General features: G+C 37.4%; 15 protein-coding genes. 5 read left to right on the forward strand and 10 right to left on the reverse strand.

What is annotated here, in order from left to right; genetic code table 11:
• The first annotated feature begins 110 nt into the window (after window positions 1-110).
• From GZ212_RS09095 to ctlX, 4 genes are all read left to right on the forward strand, one after another.
• Complete coding sequence (locus tag GZ212_RS09095; RefSeq protein ID WP_166959216.1) at window positions 111-4,136, forward strand: FG-GAP-like repeat-containing protein; 4,026 nt, start codon at window positions 111-113, stop codon at window positions 4,134-4,136.
• Between the two features lie 129 nt (window positions 4,137-4,265).
• A complete protein-coding gene (locus GZ212_RS09100) occupies window positions 4,266-4,949 on the forward strand; it encodes an SDR family oxidoreductase (RefSeq protein ID WP_166959218.1) in 684 nt (227 codons plus the stop codon).
• Window positions 4,950-4,954: 5 nt separating this feature from the next.
• Window positions 4,955-5,566, forward strand: coding sequence for a DUF6134 family protein (locus GZ212_RS09105; protein WP_166959220.1), 612 nt, complete (start codon window positions 4,955-4,957; stop codon window positions 5,564-5,566).
• A 72-nt stretch (window positions 5,567-5,638) separates the two neighbouring features.
• Window positions 5,639-6,574: a citrulline utilization hydrolase CtlX gene (gene ctlX / locus GZ212_RS09110; protein ID WP_166959222.1), complete on the forward strand. Its 936-nt coding sequence runs from the start codon at window positions 5,639-5,641 to the stop codon at window positions 6,572-6,574.
• On the opposite strand, the gene GZ212_RS09115 is transcribed toward ctlX, so the two are convergent.
• Window positions 6,571-8,643: a tetratricopeptide repeat protein gene (locus GZ212_RS09115; RefSeq protein ID WP_166959224.1), complete on the reverse strand. Its 2,073-nt coding sequence runs from the start codon at window positions 8,641-8,643 to the stop codon at window positions 6,571-6,573. The two genes, ctlX and GZ212_RS09115, sit on opposite strands and share 4 nt — an antisense overlap.
• 418 nt (window positions 8,644-9,061) lie before the next feature.
• Between GZ212_RS09115 and argS the strand changes: the two genes are divergently transcribed.
• On the forward strand, window positions 9,062-10,843 hold the full coding sequence (argS, locus tag GZ212_RS09120) for an arginine--tRNA ligase (RefSeq protein ID WP_166959226.1): 1,782 nt from the start codon (window positions 9,062-9,064) through the stop codon (window positions 10,841-10,843).
• Window positions 10,844-10,904: 61 nt separating this feature from the next.
• On the opposite strand, the gene GZ212_RS09125 is transcribed toward argS, so the two are convergent.
• The 9 genes from GZ212_RS09125 to GZ212_RS09165 form a co-directional block, all read right to left on the reverse strand.
• Entirely contained in the window at window positions 10,905-11,441 is a 537-nt protein-coding gene (locus GZ212_RS09125; protein ID WP_166959228.1) for a hypothetical protein, read from the reverse strand.
• Window positions 11,442-11,452: 11 nt separating this feature from the next.
• Complete coding sequence (locus tag GZ212_RS09130) at window positions 11,453-11,992, reverse strand: DUF6252 family protein (protein ID WP_166959230.1); 540 nt, start codon at window positions 11,990-11,992, stop codon at window positions 11,453-11,455.
• 142 nt (window positions 11,993-12,134) lie between these two features.
• A complete protein-coding gene (gene trpA / locus GZ212_RS09135; protein WP_166959232.1) occupies window positions 12,135-12,902 on the reverse strand; it encodes a tryptophan synthase subunit alpha in 768 nt (255 codons plus the stop codon).
• Window position 12,903: 1 nt separating this feature from the next.
• Complete coding sequence (gene trpB / locus GZ212_RS09140) at window positions 12,904-14,085, reverse strand: tryptophan synthase subunit beta (RefSeq protein ID WP_166959234.1); 1,182 nt, start codon at window positions 14,083-14,085, stop codon at window positions 12,904-12,906.
• Entirely contained in the window at window positions 14,082-14,702 is a 621-nt protein-coding gene (locus GZ212_RS09145) for a phosphoribosylanthranilate isomerase (protein ID WP_166959236.1), read from the reverse strand. The genes trpB and GZ212_RS09145 overlap by 4 nt, the downstream gene beginning before the upstream one ends.
• On the reverse strand, window positions 14,699-15,484 hold the full coding sequence (gene trpC / locus GZ212_RS09150) for an indole-3-glycerol phosphate synthase TrpC (RefSeq protein ID WP_166959238.1): 786 nt from the start codon (window positions 15,482-15,484) through the stop codon (window positions 14,699-14,701). Before trpC ends, GZ212_RS09145 begins: the two co-directional genes overlap by 4 nt.
• Complete coding sequence (gene trpD, locus GZ212_RS09155) at window positions 15,481-16,473, reverse strand: anthranilate phosphoribosyltransferase (RefSeq protein WP_166959240.1); 993 nt, start codon at window positions 16,471-16,473, stop codon at window positions 15,481-15,483. Before trpD ends, trpC begins: the two co-directional genes overlap by 4 nt.
• A 1-nt stretch (window position 16,474) precedes the next feature.
• Window positions 16,475-17,041, reverse strand: coding sequence for an aminodeoxychorismate/anthranilate synthase component II (locus GZ212_RS09160; RefSeq protein ID WP_166959242.1), 567 nt, complete (start codon window positions 17,039-17,041; stop codon window positions 16,475-16,477).
• Between the two features lies 1 nt (window position 17,042).
• Window positions 17,043-18,446 (reverse strand): anthranilate synthase component I family protein, encoded by a 1,404-nt coding sequence (locus tag GZ212_RS09165; RefSeq protein WP_166959244.1) that lies wholly within the window; start codon window positions 18,444-18,446, stop codon window positions 17,043-17,045.
• Window positions 18,447-18,707 lie beyond the last annotated feature (261 nt).

Below are 18,707 nucleotides of genomic sequence, written 5' to 3' on the forward strand. Positions count from 1 at the left end.
TTCAATCCATTGGATTGAAAGGATTGTTGTTAAAATGTTAGTGAATTGCTAAAATTATGTTAAATTACCGCTCTAATTAACTAATAGCATTTTTCCAATAACAATAGCTTATGGTAAAAAAATTACTTCCCTGTTTTTTATTCATTTCCTTTACTTTTTCTGTTTTTAATTCATGGTCTCAAACTTTTGAAAGGGTCGATAATGTAGTTGGCTTAGGGATTCTCAAAGAAAACCATGGCGTTTCTGTCGCTGACTATGATGGGGATAACGATTTAGATCTTTTTGTTGTTGCAAAAGCCCTAGATCAAAATGGTTTGGAATGGTCTCGTAGTCGACTTTTTAGAAATGAGAATAATGGAGCTTTTACAGATGTGACAGAGGAGGCTGGATTAAGCAATATGCTGGATCAAGATTACAGTCAGGACAATACCTTTTATGTTTTTGATGGACCTAAAGTTGGTGCTTCTTGGGGCGATTACGATAATGATGGTCATCTAGACCTTTTTTTAACAAACACATACAATGTTTTACTATTTAAAAACCAAGGTGATGGAACATTTATTGATGTGACGGAATCCGCTGGTTTTTCTCTAGCCACTGATTGCCAATACACAGGTGCCACTTGGTTTGATTATAATAGCGATGGATTTTTGGATATCTATATCAGTGAGTGGGGTAATTGTGATTCAAACCTCTTGTTTAAAAATAATGCCAATGGTACTTTCTCCAATGTAACAGAAGAATCTAACATTTTAGAAACCAATTCTAGATACAGTTTTGTGGCGGTGCCATTTGATTTTAATGCTGATGGATGGATGGATTTATATGTTACCAATGATTTTGATGCCCCTAACTATTTGTACATGAACCAAGGAAATGGATCATTTGCAGAAGGAGCTTCAAGTTATGGTGTAAACAGTATGATTGATGATATGGGAGTAGCTGTGGGGGATTTTAATTTAGATGGGAATTTTGATTTTTTTGTCACTGGTATTGGAGAGTCAGCTCTTTTGAAATCAGATCAAGGATCTTATGTTAATGTGGCTTCTGATGAGGGAGTTTTTAATAATAGTTGGGCATGGGCTCCTATTTTTGCCGATTTTGATTGTGATGGTGATGAGGACTTGTTTGTTGCCAATGGCTATTATAATTCTGGTTCATATAATAACTTCTATTATGTGAATGATCCAAATGCACCACAAAATGTTTTTACTAACCAAGCAAATGAGGTTGGGATTTCAGAATCAACTGTAAGTATCAGTACTGTTGATTTTGATTATGACAATGATGGTGATTTGGATTTGTTTCTATCTAATTCTGATACCTTTTCTTTTTTCTATGAAAATAAATTATTGAATTTTGATTCTGAAGTAAGCAATGCTAACTGGTTTCAACTTTCGTTGGAAGGAACCGAATCAAACAGGAATGCTATAGGAACGATTGCTATTCTTATCACTGAAAATAGAACCATTCACCGGTATTTTTCAGGAGTTGGTTTTTTAGGCCAAAGTATCAAACCTTTACATTTTGGGCTTCAAGCCGACGAAACTATTCAGGAGTTAATTATTAAGTGGCCTTCTGGACTTGAAGAAATTTATTCGGAAGAATTACAAATTAATTCATTCTTTAAGGCCACAGAAGGAGAGGGAATAGTTAATTTGAACATTGCTCCAAGTCCTAAAATTTACGGATGTACAGATCCTAGTTCTTGTAATTATAATCCAGAAGCCACTTTGAGTGATGATAGCTGTATTTATTTAACACCTCAAGAAATTTCAGGCCCTAGTGCAGTAGGCTTTTTGTCTGAAGAGACCTATGTTTATCCTATATCGGTTGGGTCTTCCGCACAATGGCAAGTGACCGGAGGAGAATTGCTGGAAGGACAGGGAACTGGAAGTATTTTGGTGAAATGGGGATTGAATCAAGCTGGGGAAATTTCAGTCATTGAAAATAATGGAGATTGTGTAAGTCAATCAACATCTTTGTCAATTGTTTTAGGTAACGAAGGTGTTCCTGAAGATGTATCTGTAGCGCGATTATGGAATGAAGCTTTATTGGCGGCAATAAGAAAAGATTATGCAAGACCTACTGTTCATGCTAGGAACTTATTTCATTCCAGCGTAGCCATGTATGATGCATGGGCTGCTTATGATGAAGAAGCTACAACTTATTTGGTGGGTAAGACGGTTCATGGTTTTAGTAGTGGTCTTGAGGATTTTGTGTCCAATGAAGACATTCCGGAATCCAGAAATAAGGCTATTAGTTTTGCTATGTATCGACTTTTAACTCATAGATTCCAGGAGTCACCTAATCATGCCCAAACACAGGCTCGGTTTGATTATCTCATGGATCAACTAAATTATGATATAAACAATACAGCCACTGATTATATTAACGGAGATCCGGCGGCTTTAGGAAATTATATAGCTGAAACGATTATTAATTATGGGTTAGGAGATGGATCTAATGAATCTGGAGGTTATGCCAATGAGTATTATGAATCAGTAAACCCCCCACTTTCACCACAGTATGAAAACAGCACGGTACTGAATCCCAATCGTTGGCAGCCATTAAGTTTGGATGTTTATATAGATCAGAGTGGTAATTTGATAGAGGGAGATATGATCGATTTTTTAGGCCCAGAATGGGGTAATGTTCATGGTTTTTCACTTTCAGATGAAGATCAATCTACTTACCAACGGGATGGAGATATTTATTATGTATATCACGATCCTTCAGATCCTCCGTATTTATCTGAAGATGGTATAGGTACTTCTAGTGAGGCTTACAAGTGGGCATTTGAAATGGTGTCGGTTTGGGGTTCTCATTTAGATCCAACAGATGGGGTTATGTGGGATGTTTCACCAAATAGCATCGGTGGACTGACTTTGGAGTCGTTGCCTACAAGTTATTTAGAGCATCCTAATTTTTATGATTTTTTTGATGGTGGTGACCCTGGAACAGGCCATGACATCAATCCATCTACAGGAATGCCGTATGACCAACAATTGGTGCCTCGAGGTGATTATACAAGAGTACTGGCCGAATTTTGGGCAGATGGACCTCATTCTGAAACACCTCCCGGGCATTGGTTTACTATCTTAAACTATGTGTCCGATCATCCTTTATTGGAAAAGAAGTTAAATGGACAGGGAGACGTACTTCCAAGTTTAGAATGGGATGTAAAAACATATTTTATTTTGGGGGGCGCAATGCATGATTCAGCCATCAGTGCTTGGAGTGTAAAAGGGTGGTATGATTACATCAGACCCATATCCGCCATACGCTATATGGCCAGCATGGGACAAAGTAGCGATGAGAACCTTCCTAGTTATAATCCTCAAGGGATTCCATTAATTCCAGGTTATGTAGAATTGGTTCAAGAAGGAGACCCTCTAGCAGGAGCAGAAAACCAATTTGCAGGAAAAATAAAGTTGTATTCTTGGTTGGGACATAGCGCTGTCTACGATCCAAATACAGATACGGCCGGAGTAGGTTGGATTCTTTCAGAAAATTGGTGGCCTTACCAAAGACCATCTTTCGTGACTCCACCATTTGCGGGATATGTTTCGGGGCATTCTACATTCTCGAGGGCGGCAGCTGAAGTGATGACCTTAATTACTGGGGATGAATATTTTCCTGGAGGAATGGGTGAGTTTGTGGCCAGACAAAATGAATTTTTAGTATTTGAAGAAGGACCATCTGTGGATGTTATTTTGCAATGGGCGACTTATAGAGATGCTTCAGATCAATGTAGTTTGTCTCGTATTTGGGGTGGTATTCACCCACCATCAGATGATGTTCCGGGTAGGTTGATGGGGGCTGATATAGGAGTGGAAGCTTATGATTTTGCCGTACCATATTTCTATGGTACTTTAAGTGTGCCTGATTTTATGGTTTATTCTAAATTATATCCAAACCCTGTACAATCTGGTCATGACATTTTAGTAACCCATATAAATAGTGAAACCCAGTTTAAATTATATGATTTAAGTGGTCGGGATATTCAAATTCAAAAAGTCAGCTATGATTTAGGTAATGGAATTGCACGAATTACGATTCCTTCATTTGTCTCTGCTGGTGTTTATATTCTGAATTGGAATAATCATTCAGAGAAAGTTATTGTTAAAAATTAAATAGAGGCTTAATTAATTAAAAGAATAAAAATTTTAAATATGAATTCGCAAGAATTCTTTAAAAACAAATATTAAAATCCTGCAACAAGCAGGATTTTTTTATATTTAATAAGCTTTAAAATTTAAGATTTGTCAAAAAACATCATCATTACAGGTACAAGTAGAGGCATTGGTTTTGAAATGGTTAAAATTTTTTCAGGGATGGGACATAACGTTCTTGCTTTGTCAAGAAATTCAAACCCCGTTGATATACTAGAGCTAAAAGGTGTAACTAGCTTTTCTTTTGATCTTTCAAAAGAGGATGATTTTGAGAAAGTCAATCACTTTGTAAGTGAAAATTGGTCTCATGTTGATGTTTTAATAAACAACGCAGGTGCTTTGGTAAATAAACCCTTTTCCGAAACGTCTATGAAAGATTTTGAAAGGGTTTATGCTACAAATGTGTTTGGTGTTGCAAAAATGATTCAAACAGTAATTCCTTTTATGAAACCTAAGGCCCATATCGTTACTATAAGTTCAATGGGTGGGGTTCAAGGTAGCATGAAATTTGCAGGCTTATCAGCCTATAGTTCAAGCAAAGGAGCTGTTATAACCCTAATTGAATTACTTGCCGAAGAATATAAGGACTCTGGAATTTCTTTTAATGTTTTAGCTCTTGGAGCGGTCCAAACAGAAATGCTGCAGGAGGCCTTTCCAGGTTATCAAGCTCCAATTACGGCTATGGAAATGGCCGATTATATAGTTGAATTCTCCCTCAATAGCAATAAATTTTATAACGGAAAATTATTACAGGTATCTAATTCAACACCTTAAAGCTTATGAGAATTGTAGCCCTATTTACACGACCATATATGCTTTTATTGATAAGTATTGTGGTTCCAATCGGGCTTTTGTCCCAAGAGAAAATTGTTGATTTTGACATTGTTTATGAGAATAAGGTTTATGGCACTTTGGGTATTACCATGACCGAAAATCAAAATGAAATCCATTATTCATGTGAGACTTCAGTATTGGTTGATGTGTTTTTTAAAAAGTTGCAAATAGATTACCACTATGAGGTTGTCTACAAAGATGGTGTATTAGAGAGATCAGAGGTGCAGGTAGATCTTGATGGGAAATCTCATACAGAGACTGTCACGGTTAAAAAGCATGATGGTTACATTATTCATAAAGATGAGGATCGCATAAGGGTTGAAACTGATATTCCTTTTACCGCAATCATGCTCTATTTTTTTGAGCCGAAAGATCAAGATATTTGTTACTCAGAACAATTAGGTGAGTTTAATCAAATTAAACAGGTAGGGGAGCATACTTATGTGAAAATGGATCTTCGAAAACGTGGCAATAAATATGTTTATGACAACGGCATGTTGAAGTGTGCTATGATAGATGGCGGTCCTATAGAATTTATGCTGGTCGCCAAAGAGTAACTACAGATTTTTTTCTTTTAACATATCTTTCCTAATATTTGGATTAATTTTGTGCCTGGAAAACAACTCAGGATGCAACAAACAACTAATACCATACTAATGGTTCGCCCTATTAATTTTAGGATGAACGAACAAACGGCCGTTAACAATTATTACCAAAAAGTACTGGATAATTTAATGCCACAAACGGTGAACGCCAAGGCACAACAAGAATTTGATACCTATGTAGACAAATTGAGAGCTAAGGGAATTCAAGTAATAGTTGCTCAAGACTCAAGCGAATTTGATACCCCAGATTCCATTTTTCCTAATAATTGGATTTCATTCCATCAGTCTGGTAATATTGCACTATATCCTATGTTTGCTGAAAACAGAAGGTTGGAACGTCGTGAGGATATTTTGGAACAAATTGAGAATGATGGATTCCATATAGATCAAGTTTTTGATTATACTTCGGCAGAGGAAGAAGAGATATTTCTGGAAGGAACGGGCAGTATTGTTTTAGATCGAAAACATCAGAAAGCCTATTGCGCACTTTCACCAAGAGCTGACGAAGACCTTTTTATAGAATTTTGTGAAGATTTTGAATATACGCCCATTATATTTCACGCATACCAAACGGTTAATAATGAGCGAAAGTTGATTTACCATACCAATGTCATGATGTGTGTTGCAGAAACGTTTGCTGTTATTTGTTTGGATTGTATTGACGATAAAAAGGAGCGAAAAGCTGTAGCAAATAGTTTGAAAGAAGACGGTTTGGAGCTTATTTCTATTTCAGAGGAACAGGTCAATAATTTTGCTGGTAACATGCTACAAGTGTCTGGGACAGAAAACCAAAAATATTTGGTGATGAGTCAGGCGGCTTATAATTCCTTAAAATCAGAACAAATAAAGGCCATAGAAAAGCACTGTGAAATCATTACAAGTTCTTTAGATACTATAGAAGCATGCGGAGGAGGAAGTGCCAGATGTATGATGGCAGAGGTGTTTTTACCAAAAGCCTAGTCTAAGTGCTGTGGTTTTGATTTAGGGAGTTCCACATAGAAGGTAGTTCCTACATTCAAATCACTCTCAACCCAAATCTGTCCATGGTTTAGCTCGACTAATTCTTTACAAATGGTCAAACCAAGACCAGTTCCTTTTTCATTGTTGGTTCCGGTTGTTGTGAAGGAAGTATTTTTAAAGAGTTTGTCAATATTCTCTTTGGAAATACCAACGCCTGTGTCAGAAATGCTAATAATCGCTTTCCCACCACTAATATGATTTGAAACGGTGATGGTGTCACCTGGGCGGCTAAATTTAATAGCATTAGTCATTAAATTTTGGATAATGATTTCCACCATGCTCTTGTCGGCATAGATAAAGTCCTTCAGGGTTTTATCTCTCAGTTTAATGGATTTATTCTGAAGTTTTTGCTCCAATAACTGTACTTTTTCCTCAAACACCTCCTGAACATCAAACAAGGTAGGTTTGGCCTCCAAAGATTGCATTTGTGATTTGGACCAATTCAATAGATTGAAAAGTAGAAGGGAGGCATTGTTTGCATTTTCACTAAGTTCAGGAATTAGGTTGTTGAATTCTTCCTTGGTCAAAGAACCATCCCTAAGTAAATCAATAAACCCTTTGATGGATGTCAAAGAGTCTTTTAGGTCATGGGAAACAATAGAAAATAACTTGTCCTTTACTTTATTTATTTCTTCTAGGTGTTGCGCCTGTTCTGAGAGCGCCTCCTTTTGAAGTTCAATTTTTTTGTTTTTCTCCTCTAACTCTCGCATGTATTTAATACGATTGTTTCGTTTCATGTAAATGAGTACCAAAAATGTAGATACTACCAAAAGTGCTCCTATCAAAGCATAGAATATAAGCTTTAATCTATTCAGTTCTTTTTGACTGTCCAGAACTTGTTGCTCAGTAACTAAATCTGTTTCAGGGGTAGGCTCCTTTGTTTTAGTAGTTAAGTCTGGAGTGAATAATACATTGCTAGTATATGACCTCTCAAAATTAGGACGGTTTTCATCTTCTATTTCGCTTTTGAGGTCATAGTATTTTCTCTGCCAAACAAAAGCACGGTCGTATTTCTTTTTGGTCGAATCTAAAGCCTTTAAAAGTTTGTAGTTTTTTAATTGCTCACTTTTATTGTCAACTTGTTCTGCAATGCTTAAAGCTTCCATTAATTGATCTTCAGCATACTTCAAATAACTTCTTTGCAAGTTTAGGTCACCTAAGGCATTTAAAGAGATAAGGAGACCGTTTTCATTCTTTGTGCGTCTGTTCAGTTTTAATCCTTCAACCAAATAATCTGCCGATTTCTCATAGTCCTTAAAAAGTAAATATTCTCCACCAAGTTTGGGAAGAATTTCACCTCTTACAGAATCATTGGAAGCGGCAACTACCAAAGCTTTTTCGTAATAGTCTATAGCTTTACGGTTTTCACGTTTTTGAGAATACAATTCAGCTAATCGCTGCAAGGTGTTGATGGAACCTTGTTTGTTAAGTTGTTTTTCAAGCTCCAAAGTTTTCTCATAAAACTCAATGGCCTTTTCATAGTTGTGAATACTGTGGTAGGCATTTGCCAAATTATTATAGGCACACAGCAGGTCTTTTGTGAGTCCTCGTTTTTCAAAAATATCAATGGCTGACAGTGAAAATTCCAACCCTTTTTCATAATTGCCTCTTTCTATCTCAATCAAACCGATACGGTTGTTCACCTTAGCTAAACTTAAAGTATCCTGTAGTTTGGAATAAAGTTCTTTTGATTTTAGGTAGTTATTGACAGCATTGATATAGTCTCCTTTTTCGGCATATATTAGAGCTTTGAAATAAGTGATTTCAGCAATACCTACTTCAAAGTTTAAATCGTTTGATAGCTTCTCACTTTGGGAAATATATTGTAGAGCCTTTGTATATTCTTGGGAATCGTATAGCGATTGAATTAGCCTTAAAGACGTTTTTACCTTAGCCGTATCTGGTTTTTGAAAAGCTAACTGAATAGTAAGACTATCTTGTTCCCTTGTTTGAGAGAAACAAAAAGCACTTACCAATAGAAAGGCAATTAAAGAAGTTAACTTTTTCATTATAACGGTCACCGCAACATGTTTAAGCTAAGTTAGCTTACTCTAATTACAAGTGTAAAGTCTTTAGTTAGTTTAAGAAAATTCATTTGGGGTCTAAATAGCATTGACAAACAAATTTTGTAAAAAGGCTATTCTTTAACTAATTTATGCGTTTTATTGCCAAAAAATTAGACGAAAGGATGCCTTATTTTTTCGTCTGATTTTTGAACTTCGACAAAAGGCAAATATATAGGAATAACAGCACTTTTGTCGATGAAATGCACAATTTTAAAAATGGATATCGCTGATGCATTTCGTCGATTTTTTTCATAAAATGGATTCGCTTTTGGTCATTTTTTAAACAGATAAATTCTTCTAAAGTTTATCGAATTTCCCTACATAAAATTTTAAATTTGCACATTCATTTAAAGTTAAGACAATGAACCTTCAGGACACCCTCGCTCAACACGTTAAGGAAGCAGTAAAAAATATTTACGGCCAAGAATTGGAAACAGTAGAATTTCAAGCCACCAGAAAGGAATTTGCTGGCGATATTACTGTTGTTGTATTTCCCATGCTGCGAGTGGTAAAAGGAAATCCGGTACAGATAGGAGAGGCCATTGGTGAACACTTGGTGAAACATGTTGAGACCGTAAAGGGATACAATGTGGTCAAAGGGTTTTTGAATGTAGAAATTGATCCACAATTTTACTTGGACTTTTTTAATGGAATGAAAGGACAAACCAATTACGGATTTGTTCCGGTTCAGGAAGGTGAAAAGTCCATGATGGTAGAGTATTCCTCTCCCAACACCAACAAACCCCTACATTTGGGACACATTAGAAATATTTTGTTGGGTTATAGTGTTTCTGAAATTCTAAAAGCATCTGGTAAAAAGGTTTACAAAACACAAATCATTAACGACCGAGGGATTCATATTTGTAAGAGTATGTTGGCTTGGAAACGCTTCGGAAATGGTGAAACTCCAGAGTCTTCAGATATTAAGGGAGACAAATTGGTAGGGAATTACTACGTAAAATTTGACCAAGAGTACAAGAAGGAGATTTCAGAATTAATGGCTGCTGGAAAAACCGAAGAAGAAGCTAAAGCTGCAGCACCTATTTTATTGGAAGCCCAAGAGATGCTTAGAAAATGGGAAGCAGGTGATCCAGAGGTAGTTACTTTATGGAAAACCATGAACGGATGGGTATATAAAGGGTTTGATGTTACTTATGAGAATTTAGGTGTCAATTTTGATTGTTTATATTATGAAAGCGATACTTATTTGCTTGGAAAAGAAGTTGTCGCAATTGGACTGGAAAAAGGGGTCTTCTTCAAGAAGGAGGATGGTTCAGTATGGTGTGATTTGACGGATGAAGGCTTGGATGAAAAGTTGGTGTTGAGAGCAGACGGAACAGCCGTTTACATGACTCAAGATATTGGTACGGCTATACAAAGAATCAAGGATTATCCAGATGTGGGTGGCTTGGTTTATACCGTAGGGAACGAACAGGATTACCACTTTAAGGTGCTGTTTTTGATTTTGCAGAAATTGGGATATGATTGGGCGCAACACCTGTACCATTTGAGTTATGGAATGGTCGATCTTCCTAGTGGGAAAATGAAAAGTAGAGAGGGAACCGTGGTAGATGCCGATGATTTGATTCAAGAAATGGCCGATACAGCCGAGGAGATTTCAGAGGAATTAGGCAAACTGGACGGTTATTCTGAAGGAGAGAAAAAAGACTTGTACCAAACCATTGGTTTGGGGGCTTTGAAATATTATATCTTAAAGGTCGATCCTAAGAAGCGTATTCTTTTTGATCCTAAGGAATCTATCGATTTCCAAGGAAATACAGGGCCTTTTATTCAATATACCTATGCGAGAATTCAATCCATTCTTAGAAAAGCTGATGGTTTGGATTTAACAGCTGAAATTACAGAAATCGAACTTCACGAAAAGGAACAGGAATTGTTAAAGCAAATGCAACTGTTCCCAGAAGTGATTCAACAGGCTGCTGAAAATTTTAGTCCGGCGTTGATTGCTAATTATGTTTACGACTTGGTGAAGGAGTTCAATTCGTTTTATCAAAATGTATCTATTTTAGGCGCTGATGATGCCAACGAAAAATTATTTAGAGTGCAGTTAGCACATTCGGTAGGACAGATTATTAAAAACGGTTTTAGTTTGTTGGGGATTCAGGTGCCTGATAGAATGTAGAAGGTGAGAGCCAAGAGAAAAGAACAAAGAAAAAAGACTTTGGTTTTCATGGGGTTAAGTTTTATTGGGTGAAGAGGGTGTCAAAACGGCCTTCTCTAATCTCTATAATTGCACCAGTGGTTGGATGTTCTATATCAAATTCAAAAGTGCCTGAAACAATGTGGTTTGTAAAATCTAATTTGGTTATTTCTAAATAGCCATAATCTGTTTCACACGTGGTGTTTTCGTCTCCAATTTGGACATTTGCAACAGATATTTCACTATAATGATAACCCGGTTCATTACAATCTAAAGTGTAGAAGTTGTTGGCTTCAATTTCGGCTTGATTGGTGGCAATCCTTAATTGTCTTAAAATGTCATGAGTATCACTTTCAGCGCTAATAGAGAAATAATATTCGCCATCCACATATTGATAATAGCAATTAAAATAAGTCCCAGTCTCTACAAACGCTTCCCCATTAACAAGACAGCCAAAAGTACCTGCTCCCGTTTGTGTAGCAGGTGGTAGTTTGTTTATTTCTGGGGTGTTATCGTCATCGTTGTTACAGCCTAGTAGAACAAAGAGAAAAGAACAAAGAAAAAGGACTTGGGTTTTCATAGGTTTAAGTTTTATTGGGTGAAGAGGGTGTCAAAACGGCCTTCTCTTATCTTTATTATTTCACCAGTGCTTGGGTGTTCTATATCAAACTCAAAAGTACCTGAAACGATATGGTTTGTAAAATCTAATTGTGTTATTTCTAAATAGCCATAATCTGTTTCACAAGTGAAATAATCTCCCATTATGTTTGTAAATGAAACTTCACCATAATGCGAATGAGGTATTTCAAAACAACCTAATTCATAAGAATAGTTACTATCAATTTCGGCTGCGTTAGATCCTAATATAATTTGTCTAATGATATTGTGAGAATCATTTTCAGCTCCTAAGGCAAAATAATACTCGCCATCAACATTTTGATAATAGCAATTAAAATAAGTCCCAGTCTCTACAAACGCTTCCCCATTAACAAGACAGCCAAAAGTACCTGCACCCGTTTGTGTATCGGGTGGCAGTTTGTCTATTTCAGGGATGTTATCGTCATCGTTTTTGCAGCCTCCTAAGCTTAAGAGTGAGAACAAAAGCAATAAAACATAGTAGGTCTTTCTCATGCTTTTTTGCCTAAATATAAAGAAGTCTTTTGATTCTTTTCACATAAAAACCGTCCTGGAGGTTATTAAATGGTTAATAACACCAAAATTACGTAGAACTACTTAGGCTTAATTCATTCCTTCTGTTTTTTCAATTCTAAAATCAGTCAATGATCTTGTTTACAAACTCAGAAATGTTTTGTGTTCCTTTGTCAGTTACATGCTTTATAAACGCACTTCCAATGATGGCGCCTTTAGCAAATTGGGTTGCGGTTTGAAAGGTTTCTTTATTGTTGATCCCAAAACCAATTATTTGTGGATTGTTGAGGTTCATATCTGCAATCCGCTTAAAATAGGCTTGTTGCTCCTCTCCAAATCCAGATTGCGAACCCGTTGTACTCGCCGAACTAACCATATAGATAAATCCGTTGGAAATGGAATCGATATACCTGATACGTTCCTCTGAGGTTTGCGGCGTAATCAAGAAAATGTTGGTCAGTCCGTGAGCTTCAAAAATAGCTTGGTATTGCTCGTGGTAAACATCCACAGGTAAATCGGGGATGATGAGTCCGTCAATACCTATTTCCGAACACTTTTGGCAGAATTTTTCAATGCCGTACTGTAACATCGGGTTGAAATATCCCATTAAAATCAACGGAATGGAAACCGATTTTCTGATGTCTTTGAGTTGTTCAAAAAGAACTTCCGTAGTCATTCCATTTTTTAACGCTTGCGTAGAACTTTCCTGAATGGTGGGGCCATCAGCCAAAGGATCACTAAACGGTAATCCGATTTCAATGAAATCTACACCAGCCTGTTCCAAATCTTTTATGATATTGACGGTATCATTCAAATGGGGGTAACCTGCCGTAAAGTAAATGGAAAGGAGTTTTTTATCTTCCATTAATTTGTTTTGAATTCGGTTTGCCATCTTATAGATTAAAATAGTTGATATACGTTTCTAAGTCTTTGTCTCCGCGTCCCGAGAGACATAATGCCACAATGTCGTCGGGATTAAACGTCTTTTTGTTTAAGGCCGCCAAAGCATGCGCACTTTCTATAGCGGGAATGATGCCTTCCAATTGACACAATTCCATACCAGCTTTCATGGCTTCTTCATCAGTAATTGAGATGAACTCGGCACGTCCTGATTGGTGCAAATGCGCATGTAGCGGACCCACGCCAGGATAATCCAATCCTGCGGAAATGGAGTAGGGCTCGGTAATTTGTCCGTCTGGAGTTTGCATCAAAAGGGTTTTACTACCATGAATAATCCCCTCGTGACCCAATACCGACGTAGCAGCACTTTCACCTGAATCAATACCATGGCCTGCGGCTTCAACAGCAATCAGCTTGACATCGACATCCTCTAAGTAATGATAATAAGCACCGGCTGCATTACTGCCGCCACCTACACAAGCCATGACATAATTGGGGTTTTCTCTGCCTTCCTTTTCTAACAATTGTTTTTTAGTTTCTTTAGAAATGATACTTTGAAAACGGGCGACCATATCGGGATACGGATGTGGGCCTACCACACTGCCAATGATGTAATGGGTGTCCACAGGATTGTTAATCCAGTCCCTAATGGCTTCATTGGTAGCGTCTTTGAGCGTTTTACTTCCCGAAGTAGCCGGAATCACAGTCGCTCCTAACATCTTCATTCTGGCTACATTGGGAGCTTGTCTGGCAATATCAATTTCGCCCATATAAACCACACACTCAATACCCATTAGGGCGCAAACTGTGGCAGTAGCCACTCCATGCTGTCCGGCACCTGTTTCGGCAATGATCCTTTTTTTACCCAATCTTTTGGCAACCAATATTTGTCCAATTGTATTATTGATTTTATGGGCACCTGTGTGATTGAGATCTTCACGTTTTAGATAGATTTTGGTACCGTAATGTTCTGAAAGACGTTTGGCAAAGTATAATGGAGAGGGTCGACCAACATAATCCCTCAATAGCTGATGGAATTCTTCTTGAAACGAAGGGTCTTCCATGATTTGGATATAGTTTTGTTTTAACTCTTCCACATTCGGATAGAGCATTTCGGGAATGTAGGCGCCGCCAAAAATTCCATAATATCCGTCTTTATCGATGTGATAGCTCATAATTCAGATTTAAATTCTTTAAGTTTTTGAACGTTTTTTAGTCCGGGCTCGATTTCAAATTGACTGTTGACATCCACGGCCATACAGTGTTTGGATAGGGGCGATTTTAAAAAGGTTTTCAATTGGGGTACTTCATTCAAGCCAATACCACCACTTAATATAAATGGCTTTTCGGAAGGATATCCTTCCAAAGCGTTCCAATCAAAGGTATAACCGTTTCCCCCAGGGAGTTTTCCTTTAGTGTCAAAAAGGAAGGCATCAACATATGTTTCATAGGGTAGCAATTTTTTAAAATCAAAATGATTTGAAATAGAGAACACTTTAATGATTTCCAATTGGGGAAAAAATTGCTTCAACGCTTTACAAAGGTCAGGGGATTCATCCCCGTGCAGTTGGACCGCCTGTAATTGATATGTGTTTATCTTGGCAATGATTTCGTCCATAGAGGCATTTACAAGGACGCCTACTTTTTTGATGCTTTCCGATATCTCAGGGATGTCACCATAAAAATAACGGGCAGATTGATCATAAAAAATAAAGCCCATATAGTCAGGTTGCAATTGACTAACTGCCTGGATGTTTTCCCCATATTTCATGCCGCACACTTTCAATTTCATGACTCAAGTTGTTTAATGAATTCCTGAGCACTTTCACCTGGCCCATCTGTTTTCATGAAATTCTCGCCTATCAAAAATCCCTTATATCCAAAAGGCTGCAATGCCTTGATAGCCTCAACCGAACTGATGCCGCTTTCAGACACTTTAACAAAATCATTTGGAATTTGCGATGCCAAATCTTTACTGATCTCCAAACTTACCTCAAAGGTTTTAAGGTTGCGATTATTAACGCCAATCATATCCAAACTTGGCATGATGGATTTTTCCAATTCAGTTAAATTGTGAACTTCCAAAAGGACTTCTAGGTTTAGGGATTTGGCCAGTTCTGAAAACTTCTTGATTTCTTGTTGTGTTAAAACAGCAGCAATAAGTAGAATCACATCCGCACCATAAGCTTTAGCCTCGATGATTTGGTACTCATCGATGATGAATTCTTTCCGAAGTAAAGGAAGTTGGCATGAGGCTCTAGCAAGTAACAAATCATCTAAAGAACCCCCAAAATATTTTCCATCCGTTAAAACAGACATCCCACAAGCGCCAGCTTTTTCATATCCCTTGGCTACGGCTTCAACGTCTAAGTTTTGATTTATAACTGCTTTTGAGGGCGAACGTCTTTTGTGTTCGGCAATAATACCTGAAGCACTTTTTTTTAGGGCTGAACACAAGGAAAATGTGGGTTTTGAAAATAAAACTGAGGATTCCAATTGGGATAAAGGAATCAAACCTTTTTTAAGACTGACCTCTTGGCGTTTATCGTTAATGATTTGGTCTAAAATGGTCATTTGCTTAATTCAATTAGGGTTTCAAATTGTTCTCTAGCTGCGCCGCTTAATAAGGAGTCAACCGCTTCACCAAAGCCATCTCGGATGGAGCATCCTTTGGCGGTTGAAATAGCCAAAGCGGCGTTAGCACAGACCACATTATTTTGGGCTTCGGTACCTTGTCCCATGATAATATGTTCAAAGATTTTTGCCGAACTTTCTATGGTTTCTCCGCCATGAATTGTGGATTGGTCATATCTTGGAGAATAAAAATGCTCTGGTGTTAGAATCAGTTCTTCTTGATTTTTGACTATTTTGGCATCACTGGTCAGTGAAATTTCATCATAGCCATCCATGGCATGAACGATGCAGTAGTTTTTATCTGAATTTTCATAAAGGTAACTGTACAGCCTTAGTAATTCCAAGCTAAAAACTCCTACTAATTGGTTCTTTGGAAAGGCTGGATTCACCATAGGACCTAGCAAATTGAAAAAGGTTTTGACGCCTAATTCCCGTCTGATGGGCGCTACATGTTTCATAGCGGGATGGAAAAGTGGGGCATGCAAAACACAAATATTCGCTTTGTCTAAACAGGTTTTTAAAAAATCAATATCACTACTGAATTTAATTCCGAAGTATTCCATCACATTACTGGATCCTGAAACAGATGATACACCATAGTTACCATGTTTGGTCACAGGGATTCCAGCGCCAGCAGTTACAAAGGACGCCAGTGTTGAGATATTGAAGGTATTTTTTCCATCACCACCAGTACCACATAAATCAATGGTGTTGTATCCTTCCAATTCTACTGGAATGCACAACTCTAATAAGGCGTCTCTAAACCCTTGCAGCTCCTCAACTGTGATGGTGCGCATCATGTAAACGGTCAAGAAGGAAGCAATTTGGCTTTGGTTGTAATCACCTTTTGAAATGTTCACCAAGACTTGTTTGGCCTCTTCTGTTGAGATGCTCTCTTGGTTGATCAATCTATTTAAAATGTTTTTCATCTTAACTATTTATCCAGTTTTTCAACATGTCTTTACCGTTTGGTGTTAATACGGATTCGGGGTGAAATTGGACCCCTTTAACATCTAGCGTTTTGTGTCTAAGAGACATGATTTGTCCGTTTTCGTCAAATGAAGTAGCTTCCAATTCATCTGGAAGCTCATTGATGACCACCCACGAATGATAACGGCCAACTTCCATTTGCTTTGGTAGATTCTTGAACATAGGTTCGTCATCTACACAAACATCAATAGTCGTAGCGACACCATGATAAACGGTGTCCAAATTTTGTAAACTTCCACCAAAAACCTCGCCTATGGCTTGCTGTCCCAAACAAACCCCGAAAATACTTTTGGAGTTGGCATAAGTCTTTATAATATCCTTTAATAGGCCTGCTTCATCTGGAATACCTGGGCCAGGGGATAATAGGATTTTTTCAAAGGGTTCTACTTCTTCTAATGTTAATTGGTCATTTCTTTTGACTGTCACATCACAATCCAAATCCTCTAAATAGTGCACCAAGTTATAAGTGAAACTATCGTAATTATCTATGACTAAAATCTTGTTCATTTTATAAGGTTTCTGCTAGTTCGATGGCTTTTGTTAAAGCACCTAGTTTGTTATACACTTCCTGTAATTCTTGGTCTGGATTGGATTTTGATACCAGGCCAGCACCAGCTTGCCAATGTAATTCATGGTTTTTGCTTAAAAAGGTCCGGATCATGATGGCGTGGTTGAAATTACCCTGGAAGTCCATAAAACCAATGGCACCACCATAAAACTCCCTACTTGTTTTTTCATATTGTTCTATTAATTGCATAGCGCGGTGTTTAGGAGCACCACTAAGGGTGCCTGCAGGAAAAGTATCGGCAACTACCTCCATCGTGGTTGATTCTGTATCTTTCATGCTAGTTACTTTACTTACTAAATGAATCACATGGGAGAAAAATTGAACTTCCCGATAGGTTTCAACTTGCACTTGACGACCATGTCGGCTAAGGTCATTTCTAGCCAAATCTACCAACATCACGTGTTCGCTATTTTCTTTTTGGTCTTCTGAAAGTTTTTTGGCTAACTCGGCATCTTGTTCATCATTTCCGGTTCTTCTAAAGGTGCCCGCAATGGGATGAATTTCTGCTTTTCCTTCCTTGACGATAAGTTGCGCCTCTGGCGAACTTCCAAAGATCTTAAAGTCACCATAGTCAAAATAAAAGAGATAGGGGGAAGGATTGATACTTCTTAAAGCCCGATACACATTGAATTCATCACCTTTGAACCTTTGAGTGAACTTTTTGGATAGCACAAGCTGAAAGACGTCACCTCGAGCACAATGTTTTTTTGCTAGTTCCACATGACCTTTATATTCGTCATCGGTTAAATTGGATTGGGTTTCACCGTCTGGTTGGAATGAAAAAGAGGTGAAGTTTTTAGATTGTATGGCATGATGGATTTCGTCAATGTTGTTTTCTGAATTAAAACAATGAGCAAAAATATAGGCCTCATTCTTAAAGTGATTGATTGCAATGATATTTTGGTAAACAGCATAAAAAACATCAGGAATACCTAACGTCCCTTCTTTTTTTGAAATATCAACGTCTTCAAAATAAGTGACGGCATCATAAGCCATATATCCGAAAATGCCATTATTAATAAATTTAAAATGGGCATCAGAGTTGACTCGAAAACGTCTAGTGAATTTGTGGATCTTCTCAGAAACTTGGGTTTCTTTGTCAATTTTAGAAGACATTTGACTACCATCTGGGAAGGTTTCTGTGATTTCGTGATTCTGAATTTTAAAGGTGGCGATTGGGTTGCAACAGATGTATGAGAAACTGTTGTCATTGGTATGGTAATCACTACTTTCCAATAAAATGCTTTTAGGATATTTATCCCTAAGCTTTAAGTAAATGCTCACAGGGGTAATGGTGTCTGCGAGGATTTTTTTGTAATGGGTGTAAAGGCTGAATTTCTTCATTTTTTTCAATTAAAAAAGGCTTGTCGTGAAGACAAGCCTTTATATTTTTAGATAAATATACAATAGGAGATCTACTTCACGAAGTTTGATTTTCGGAAGCTCCACCACCAATTGTTATTTAATAAATGTTTCATTCTGTTTGAAATAGAGCTCAAAGATAGAAATCCTAAATTGATTTTCAAATAGTTTTGATTTTTTTATGATGGGGGGAATACTTGTTATGGAATCTTACAATTCATATATTATGCGTATTTTATAATC

It is taken from the genome of Mangrovimonas sp. CR14 (assembly GCF_011764015.1).
GTDB lineage: Bacteria > Bacteroidota > Bacteroidia > Flavobacteriales > Flavobacteriaceae > Mangrovimonas > Mangrovimonas futianensis.

Excerpts from the sequence above, each read along its gene's own strand:
- GZ212_RS09095 (WP_166959216.1), top strand. The coding sequence starts at position 111 with ATGGTAAAAAAATTACTTCCCTGTTTTTTATTCATTTCCTTTACTTTT.
- GZ212_RS09105 (WP_166959220.1), top strand. The coding sequence starts at position 4,955 with ATGAGAATTGTAGCCCTATTTACACGACCATATATGCTTTTATTGATA.
- ctlX (WP_166959222.1), top strand. The coding sequence starts at position 5,639 with ATGCAACAAACAACTAATACCATACTAATGGTTCGCCCTATTAATTTT.
- GZ212_RS09115 (WP_166959224.1), bottom strand. The coding sequence starts at position 8,643 with ATGAAAAAGTTAACTTCTTTAATTGCCTTTCTATTGGTAAGTGCTTTT.
- argS (WP_166959226.1), top strand. The coding sequence starts at position 9,062 with ATGAACCTTCAGGACACCCTCGCTCAACACGTTAAGGAAGCAGTAAAA.
- GZ212_RS09125 (WP_166959228.1), bottom strand. The coding sequence starts at position 11,441 with ATGAAAACCCAAGTCCTTTTTCTTTGTTCTTTTCTCTTTGTTCTACTA.
- GZ212_RS09130 (WP_166959230.1), bottom strand. The coding sequence starts at position 11,992 with ATGAGAAAGACCTACTATGTTTTATTGCTTTTGTTCTCACTCTTAAGC.
- trpA (WP_166959232.1), bottom strand. The coding sequence starts at position 12,902 with ATGGCAAACCGAATTCAAAACAAATTAATGGAAGATAAAAAACTCCTT.
- trpB (WP_166959234.1), bottom strand. The coding sequence starts at position 14,085 with ATGAGCTATCACATCGATAAAGACGGATATTATGGAATTTTTGGCGGC.
- GZ212_RS09145 (WP_166959236.1), bottom strand. The coding sequence starts at position 14,702 with ATGAAATTGAAAGTGTGCGGCATGAAATATGGGGAAAACATCCAGGCA.
- trpC (WP_166959238.1), bottom strand. The coding sequence starts at position 15,484 with ATGACCATTTTAGACCAAATCATTAACGATAAACGCCAAGAGGTCAGT.
- trpD (WP_166959240.1), bottom strand. The coding sequence starts at position 16,473 with ATGAAAAACATTTTAAATAGATTGATCAACCAAGAGAGCATCTCAACA.
- GZ212_RS09160 (WP_166959242.1), bottom strand. The coding sequence starts at position 17,041 with ATGAACAAGATTTTAGTCATAGATAATTACGATAGTTTCACTTATAAC.
- GZ212_RS09165 (WP_166959244.1), bottom strand. The coding sequence starts at position 18,446 with ATGAAGAAATTCAGCCTTTACACCCATTACAAAAAAATCCTCGCAGAC.